The following is a 7,512-nucleotide window of genomic DNA, read 5'->3' on the forward strand; positions in this document are numbered from 1 at the left end:
CCCGGCAAACAACCGCCCCGACCTGCTTTTGCAGGCCGGGGCGGCATGGAATGTTGAAGCTCAGCGTCAGCGAGAGCTACGGTGTTCGTCCATTTCGGGGACCACCGGATGCGAGGGGCTAGCCTCCGACTGCGACGGAGTTTCTACCGGCGGTGCTTCCTGAGCCGGCGCAACGTTGACCTCCACCGGTTCGGCGGCGGCCACTAGCGTCGGGGCTCCGGGCTGCTGAGCTCGCCCGGCAATTCGGCGACCTTCAAAGGCGCGGGCCAACGTGACCTCATCGGCATATTCAAGGTCTCCGCCCACCGGAAGTCCCGATGCCAGTCGAGTGATCTTAATGCCCAGGGGAGAGAGTGCGCGCACCAGGTACACCGCGGTGGCCTCGCCTTCGAGGTTCGGGTCGGTGGCGAGGATCAATTCGGTGATCGAGTCGTCGGCCAGACGGGTGACCAGCTCCCGGATGTGCAGCTGCTCCGGGCCGACACCCGCCAGCGGATTAATCGACCCCCCCAGCACGTGGTAGCGGCCGGAGAATGCGCGGGTGCGCTCGATCGCGAGCACGTCTTTCGATTCTTCGACAATGCAGATCGTCGAGCCGTCGCGGCGTTCATCGCGGCAGATTGCGCAGGTGTCCTGCTCCGAGATATTGAAGCAGATCTCGCAGAATTTCACCTTGGCCTTGACCTGCTGGATGGCCGCCGCCAGACGCGTCATATCCTCCGCATCGGCATCCAGGATGTGAAAAGCGATGCGCTGCGCCGACTTCGGGCCGATGCCAGGTAGACGACCGAGTTCGTCGATCAGTTCCTGTACAGCACCTTCGTACACGTGCGCCCACTTTCATCATTCGGGTTCGTTATTGCTTGGAATACGGCAGCTGCCGTCAACGTACACACTAGTGTCTCACCTCGACACTTTGACCGGCAGGTCGGTGGCTCACAGGCTTCGTTTGATCTCCACGACAGCGCCGTTCACATCACGCTGCTCGATGACCATGCCGCCCAGCAGCCGTTCCACTGCGGGAACGCCAATCAATGTGGAGTCCTCCACCTCGATGTCGTCGTCGCTCGGGATGAACTCTGCCGGGTCTTCCACCACCGGGGGCGGGGTTGGCGCTCCGCCCCATCCAGTCGCCGACTGCACTGGGGCCGGTGCCGGTGACGATGAATCCTTGGCCTGGTTCATCAGCTGCTGGTAGCGGCTCATGCGCCCAGAAGCCTGCGGGGCAGCCGGCGCGGGTGAAACGGGCGCATCTACGGCTCCCCAGGTGGGTGCGGTTTCCCGCGCCGGGGCCGCAGCAGCCGCCGGTGCGGCGGTGGGGCGCTGAACCTCGGCTGCCTGAACCGGTGCTTGGACAGGCTGCTGCTCGCGGGAGAACTGCGGCCGTGGCGCCACCGGCTGCTCTACTGCGGCGCTCGCCTCCTCGACCGGCTCCCGGACGGTGGCCAGCGCCTCGAAGGAGTCGGTGGTGCTGCCTGGGTGCAACGGGGTCGACGATACGGGCCGGGCGATATTAAGCCTGGCACCCTCGCTCTGTCGCGCGGTCAATCCGGCCGTCATGCGCGGGCGCGGAGCCACCGGGGGACCGTCAAAGGACCGGGGGGCGCCGACGCGTTCAGCAGGGGCAGGAGCCTGCGACGGTTCCGGCACCGAGGCTGGGGCCTGAGGTGCGGGTGCGACCGAGGGCTGAGCATAGGGGTCGTCGAGGTAGCCGTCGTCAGGGAACGGCGGCTCGTCGAAGTACGGATCCTCCAGCGGCGGCGGTACGTCGTTGAGGTCGCCGGCATAGCCCTGCTCCACCCCCGCGGTGGAAGGTGCCGCAGGGGACTGCGATGGTACGGGCTGCGACGCCTGGGAGCGCGAACCTACCCCAGTGTTTGGTGCCTTGGTGAACTTGGTTGGTGCTGGGGTTGGCGCCGGGATCGGCCGGCGCTCACCTTTTGGGGAACCACCGCCCGGAGCATTAGAACCGCCCTCGGTGAGGACGACTTCGACCGGGGCCCCAGCGACCTGGGACAGCAGCCCGGTGAGGATCTGCATCATGTCCGGGCGGTTGCGGAGGTTAACGAGGACACCGGGACTGCTGAATGCGAGGGTCACCGTCCGTCCGTCGAAGCCTGCCACCGAGCCGAAGTTCGACACCATCGAGTGCAAGACCTTTGAACTCGACTGCAGCTGGGTGAGCAGCTGCGGCCATGCCTGCTGGAATCTAGCTACCGGCGACCCACCCTGCGCGCCGGCCGGCTGCTGCGGGGTCTGATTCTGTGTCTGCTGTTGCGCACGCAGCTGGGCGTCGCGTTCAGCCTGTTGACGTGCTGCCTGCTCTTGGGCACGTTGCTGTTCTGCACGCTGTGCCGCTTCGCGTTCGGCCTGTTCGCGCTGTGCCTGTTCTTGGGCGGCGCGTTGAGCGGCTTCCTGCTCTGCCTGTTGGCGTGCTGCCTGTTCGCGCTGTGCCTGTTCTTGGGCGCGTTGTTGTTCTGCATGCTGTGCCGCTTCGCGTGCTGCCTGTTCGCGCTGTGCCTGTTCTTGGACGCGTTGTTGTTCTGCACGCTGTGCCGCTTCGCGTTCGGCCTGTTCGCGCTGTGCCTGTTCTTGGGCGGCGCGTTGAGCGGCTTCCTGCTCTGCCTGTTGGCGTGCTGCCTGTTCGCGCTGTGCCTGTTCTTGGGCGCGTTGTTGTTCTGCACGCTGTGCGGCTTCGAGTTCGGCCTGTTCGCGGGCCTGGAAGTCTGGCTGCTGCGGGGCCTGATTCTGCGCCGGGGCCTGCTGCACGGGTTGAGCTGGCGGCTGGTTCTGCGCTGCTGCCTGCTGGGCCGCATGAGCCGATTGCTGCTGGGCGCGGTCCTGTGCTGCACGCCGAGCGAACTCGGCCATGGCGGGGTTCTGCTTAACGTCGTCGATGGAGACGCCGGTGCCGAATGAAAGGTCCTCACCGCTGGATGGGTCCGGCACCAAGCTGAATGGTGCGACCCCCTCAGGGCGGCTTGCGGGAACACTTGGTCCCGGCTGGATCTGGGTGGTGACGGGGTGGGAATCTTCCTTGGGACCCCAGGTGGCACCCCAGTCGGCGTCGGAGCCGGTGTTCAAGGACGTTGCGGCACCTGGATCCAGCGGAGCGTTCGGGTCTTCGACATCAGATGAGTCTTGTACGGTAGCCGATGCGACGGGCTCTGCGGAAGGCGCTGGCTGCTGCACAGGTTCCACCGGCCGCACCTGTTCAGGCTGAATCTGCTGAGGCTGCTCTTGGGCTGGAACCTGTCCTGCTTCAGGCTGGGCGGCTTCGGGCTGCGCTGCTGGTGCTGCATCTCCCTCACGGCGCGCCTTTGCCGCGGCCAAGGCCTGGCGTGCGGCGGCTGCGCCCAGACGCGCAGCACCTGGATTGGGCGCCGAGCCCAAGGATGGTGCTGCATCTGCGGAGGCGCCGGCTTCCAGCTCCGGCAGCGCACCGCCGGTCATCGCATGGCGCTCCAAGCGGTCAAGGCGGGCGGCAAATGAGCTTTCGGAATCCTGCGAACCAGGAAGCATCAAGCGGGCTGCCAAAAGCTCCAGGTGAAGGCGCGGGGAGGTAGCACCCGTCATATCGGTCAATGCCTGATTGGTGACGTCGGCCCAACGCGAAAGCTCACCGGATCCGGCGAGGCCAGCCTGCAGGTGCAGCGCTTCCAGCTGATCTGCGGGAACACCGCGCAGAATCTTCTCCAGACCCTCCGGGACAGCCTTGGCGATGATCAGGTCGCGGAAGCGTTCCAGCAAATCTTCAACGAAGCGGCGTGGATCTAAACCGGTTTGGATGATCCGATCGATGGCGCTGAACAGCCCTGCGCCATCGGACTCATGCAGCGAAAGCACCACTTCATCCAACAAAGTGGAGTGGGTGTAGCCCAGCAGGGCAATGGCAGTTTCATAGTCAAGCACGCCCTCGCGGGCTCCGGCGATCAACTGATCGAGGACCGAAAGGGTATCGCGCACCGAGCCGCCGCCCGCGCGGATCACCAACGGAAGCACGCCCTCGTGAACCGACACATTCTCACGCTGGCACAGTTCCTGCAGGTATGCCAGCAGGGCTTCGGGGGGCACCAACCGGAACGGATAGTGGTGGGTGCGTGAGCGGATGGTGCCGATGACCTTGTCAGGCTCGGTGGTAGCAAAAATGAACTTGATATGCGCCGGGGGCTCTTCAACGATCTTCAGCAGGGCGTTGAAGCCGGCCGGGGTGACCATGTGGGCCTCATCGATGATGAAGATTTTGTAGCGGTCGCGGGTGGGAGCGAAAGTCGCACGTTCGCGCAGGTCGCGGGCGTCGTCGACGCCGCCGTGGCTGGCGGCATCGATCTCGATGACATCCAGTGATCCGGGGCCGCCGTTGGCAAGCTCTACACAGCTGGGGCAGGTACCGCAGGGAACCGGGGTGGGGCCCTGTTCGCAGTTCAGGCAACGCGCCAGAATGCGGGCAGACGTGGTTTTACCGCAACCGCGCGGACCTGAGAAAAGGTATGCATGGTTGACCCGGTTCTTTTCCAGCGCGGTCATCAGCGGGGCAGTGACATGCTCCTGGCCAATGACGTCGGCGAAGGTGTCGGGACGATATCTGCGGTAAAGCGCTGTACTCACACCGGTTCCCTATCGGTTGCGCGATGCCGGAGGCACCAGCTGTTGGACAATGTTTTCGGGCTTCACAACCCAGGGGTCGCGAGGCAGCTGCGACGGGTCAAAAGCCGCCAGCGCCGCCTGCAAATTCTCACCGGGCAAGCCCAACGACTCTAGCAAAAATGAGCGCACTTTAGCTGGATGGGCGCCTTGTTCGGTGATCTCTTCGAGTGTTACCGCTCCATCTCGTTTTGCTAGACGCTGACCCTTTTCATTCAGCGCCAGTGCAACATGTGCATAGCGTGGAATTTGATAGCCAAGAAGCTGGGCGAGATAGGCCTGACGTGGAGCGGACGAGAGCAGGTCATCTCCGCGGACGACTTGGTCGATGCCGCTGGCCGCATCGTCGACCACTACGGCCAGGTTGTACGCGGGTGCGCCGTCGTTGCGGACCAGTACGAAGTCGTCAACTACGCCCGTAAAATTGCCGAAGATTTCATCCTGAACGGAAAACTCGTTCACTTCGGCGCGAAGCCGCAGGGCCGCAGGCCTTTCCTTGGCTTTTTGGGCGCGCTGTTCTGCACTTAGATTCCTGCATGTTCCGGGGTAGGCTCCTGGAGCTGCGTGGGGAGCGCTGGAAGCCTCGGCGATGTCTTTCCGAGAGCAATAGCAGTCGTAGACCAGGCCTCGGGACCTAAGGTTGTCAACCGCATTCAAATAGAGTGGAAGTCGGTCGGACTGCCGAATCAGTTCGCCGTCAAAGTCCAGGCCCAATGCTTCAAGCTCGGCAATTTGGACGGATTCCGCTCCGGCGCGCACTCGGTCGAGGTCTTCAATTCTCAAATAGAAGTCCCGTGCGGTGGAGCGGGCGAAGAGCCAAGCGAGGACTGCGGTGCGCAGGTTGCCAATGTGGAGTGGCCCTGAAGGGCTAGGGGCGAAACGGCCAGCGCCCACGTGGACTCCATTCGGCTTGCGTAAAAAAGTAAAGACCCCTCATGCACCTGCCAGAGCCCATCTACCCTTGCTACCTTCCGGTCCTGGGGGAGTTCAACAGGATGACACCACACGAGGGGTCATCAAAAATTCTACCCGAGGATGGGGTGCTGACAAAAATCGGTGGAAGTGCCGTTGCTCTCATTGATCATTTTTTATAGTCAGCTGGCCCGTTCCTCTGGCTCGTCGTCATGCCAACCGAGTACATGCCGGAGCCTTGCAGTCATTTCAACTACTGGGAGGGTCGGAGTGGGATTGCGGGCAAAGTCGAAGTTTTCCACGGTAGATACGCTTCCGGGGACTTCTAGGCAAACCATGCCGTGAGGTGTGCGCCACTGGACCGAGCCATCTGGTTTGTAGATGACTTCCCAGCCCAGCGCATGCTTAAACAGCTGGTGTCTTTTGCAAAGCAGCTGGGTGTTGGTACGCGAAGTGTGGCCGCCCTTGGCCCATCCATCAATATGATCTGCTTCAGATTCTTCGGCCAACTTGTTGCACCCGGGAAATCTGCATTGGATATCTCGCCAGCGCAGAAGGTCGCGCAATGCTTTGCTCGGACGGTACTTGTTGCGTGCAACATCGATGACAGCACCAGTCCATGGGTCGGTGAGAACCCTGAGGATGGATGGTGCATCTTTGGCGATTTTCAGTGCCACCTCCATGGGAATCGGTCCGTAGCCTTCCAATTCGGCCAGCCCGCGCTTGGGGTTTGTCAACATTTCGATGGCGGGGATCGTGACCGCGATTCTTGATTTCAACGGTGTTCCGCTGGTTTCCGGCCAGCCGTCCAAGATAACGTCCCTGAACAGATCAGCTCTTCGTTGCCGTTCGGTGCGCTGGTCTTCTTCCTCGACCTCTTCATGAGCTGCAAACCAATTGACGGTGTTAATGATGCTGATGACATCCTCAGCCGGCAGATAAGCCTGAAGAGTTGCCATGCCATCTACATCTTTCCACCAGGTGATTGCTCGCCCGGCTCGTGCTTCCTTGTGCCGATCTTCGATTGGTTTTGGATGCAGACGCTCGTGCATTCGCCGTGCACGTTGTGAGACAACTGAATCCGTAGCGGTTTTGGCTAAGGGAATCAGGACATATTCCAACTGTTTAATGTCCGAGGGGTCTAAGTCTTGGGACTGCCTTACGATTTCTCTGGCGGCTTTTGTTGTGATTTCGCCATTGCTTAGAGCTGTAAGGGTATTGGTGCAGACGTTGCGCAGGCCTTCGGCGGTAAAGAGTTTTGCGCTGACTCTGCCAACAGTGTCGCGAAGAGCCACAGAAGCTTCGGCAACGAAGCTTGAACGGATGGTGACGTCATCGGAGAAATTGACGCCGTAGCAAGAGGCGGAAAAATGTGCATCCTGAACGTCTTGCTGATCTATGAGTGCTTCTTGAGTTCCTTGGTTCGTTGCCTCTCGCGTATACATCTCAAAGCTATCTGCCATGATGTTCGCCTCCGCTGCCTCAAGCATGCTGCGCAATTGGCCGATAGTTCGCAATCGTTCAAGTCCATCTTTGACAGTTGACAGCGGTGCAGAATCATAAAGGTCCAGTGCTGTTGCCGCGAGCTTGTTGAAAAACTTACTCTGGTCAAGCTCACCGTCCCAGACTCCGTTGGAACCGTAATTTCTCCTCAGCCCTGGTGGATACATTGGCAGACGACGGGAAGAGTCGTCATTGTGAAATGCCTCTCTTTTACTCATGTTTTTAGTATTTGTGCGCGGCCCGCGGTGGCGATTGTGAATGTTGCGCACTGGGGAAAACTTTGTTCTTCCGCATGAATTCGGGGTTTTGGTGAGCTGAGACCTACGCGATGAGGAGAAATTACCCCTCGATTCGTGCTTCTCGGAAAATTTCGATATGCTGGATCCTGCTCCACGGAGCACTGAGGAGGATTCGCCTAGCGGCCTATGGCGCACGCCTGGAACGCGTGTTGGG

General features: G+C 61.2%; 3 protein-coding genes, 1 other RNA gene and 1 pseudogene. All 5 read right to left on the reverse strand.

Annotation, left to right across the window (positions count from 1 at the left end; translation table 11 throughout):
• Nucleotides 1-237: 237 nt before the first annotated feature.
• Nucleotides 238-828: pseudogene (recR, locus tag RUH64_RS14050) on the reverse strand (recombination mediator RecR); the annotation flags it as partial.
• A gap of 108 nt (nucleotides 829-936) precedes the next feature.
• Complete coding sequence (locus RUH64_RS14055) at nucleotides 937-4,608, reverse strand: DNA polymerase III subunit gamma and tau (RefSeq protein ID WP_313814202.1); 3,672 nt, start codon at nucleotides 4,606-4,608, stop codon at nucleotides 937-939.
• Between the two features lie 9 nt (nucleotides 4,609-4,617).
• Entirely contained in the window at nucleotides 4,618-5,538 is a 921-nt protein-coding gene (gene gluQRS, locus RUH64_RS14060) for a tRNA glutamyl-Q(34) synthetase GluQRS (RefSeq protein ID WP_313814203.1), read from the reverse strand.
• Nucleotides 5,539-5,565: 27 nt separating this feature from the next.
• An RNA gene (gene ffs / locus RUH64_RS14065) (signal recognition particle sRNA small type) lies at nucleotides 5,566-5,662 on the reverse strand.
• Between the two features lie 76 nt (nucleotides 5,663-5,738).
• Nucleotides 5,739-7,277 carry a DUF222 domain-containing protein gene (locus tag RUH64_RS14070; protein WP_313814204.1) on the reverse strand — a complete coding sequence of 513 codons (1,539 nt, stop codon included), beginning with the start codon at nucleotides 7,275-7,277 and terminating at the stop codon, nucleotides 5,739-5,741.
• Nucleotides 7,278-7,512 lie beyond the last annotated feature (235 nt).

This window comes from Glutamicibacter sp. (genome assembly GCF_032154645.1).
Taxonomy (GTDB): domain Bacteria; phylum Actinomycetota; class Actinomycetes; order Actinomycetales; family Micrococcaceae; genus Glutamicibacter.